At 31.7% G+C, this 1,002-nt stretch carries 1 protein-coding gene; it reads right to left on the reverse strand.

Annotated elements, in window-relative coordinates:
* Positions 1 to 6: 6 nt before the first annotated feature.
* Positions 7 to 1,002: sodium:solute symporter family transporter (locus ACQ3F0_RS26720; protein ID WP_428868863.1), on the reverse strand; the 996-nt coding region annotated here is incomplete at its 5' end.

Below are 1,002 nucleotides of genomic sequence, written 5' to 3' on the forward strand. Positions count from 1 at the left end.
TTAATTCTAAAGATTAATTAATGCTAAGAATATATATTGACTAAAGAAGAATATTAAAGCTATTTTAGCGTATTTGTCCATTGAGAATGGAAGTATAGATACACCATCTTCTTCTGTATTTCCTTCTGCTATCATTTTTGCTCTCATACCTTGAGCTGTATATTGCTTAACATCTTCTGCTTTCTTTGTATCTGGTAATATCATACTAGCTACATATCCTATTGCTATTGATAAAGCAGCACCAATTGCAGGATTCCATAACCAACTTGTTCCTAATGATTTTGCAATCATATAAGTAAGAATCATACTAATGATAAATCCAGTTGCAACACCTTTATCGTTAGCTTTATAAGTAAACATTGCTAATAAGAAAGCACCACATGCTGGACCTGAGAAGTAAGAAATATACTTTCCAACTACATCAAGAACTGACTTAACTGTTCCACCAAATCCTAAGATTACAAAGAATATGATAATCACACCAAATACTGCTGAAATTGTCATTGTAAGTTTAAGTGAAGCTTCGCCTTCTTCTTTACGGAAATATTTTTCATATATATCTTTGATAAATACTGTTGTTAAAGAGTTTAATAATGAGTCAACACTTGACATTGCTGCAGCGAAAGCACCTGCTATGATTAAACCTACTGCTCCTACTGGAAGCTCTTCTAATATAAATCCAATCATAATTCCATTTGATGAATCAAATGCTTTTCCACCATAGAACACCCATAGAATTAAACCAATAATTAATGTTATAAAGTACATAATGTTCATTATAAATGCACTTGATAAGAAAGATTTTTTAACACCTTTCATTGAACTAGCTGTTAAAATTCTTTGAATTTGTGCTTGGTCAAATGAGAAGTATCTAACCCACATAACTGTACCACCAATAAGTGATGCCCAGAATGCATTTGTAACAGTTAAATTGAAGTTGAAATCAAAAACATCAAATTTACCAGCCGCTTTAGCTTGTCCAAGAGTTTCAAATAGTCCCAT

This window comes from Clostridium sediminicola, assembly GCF_050402865.1.
Taxonomy (GTDB): Bacteria; Bacillota; Clostridia; order Clostridiales; family Clostridiaceae; genus Clostridium_AF; species Clostridium_AF sediminicola.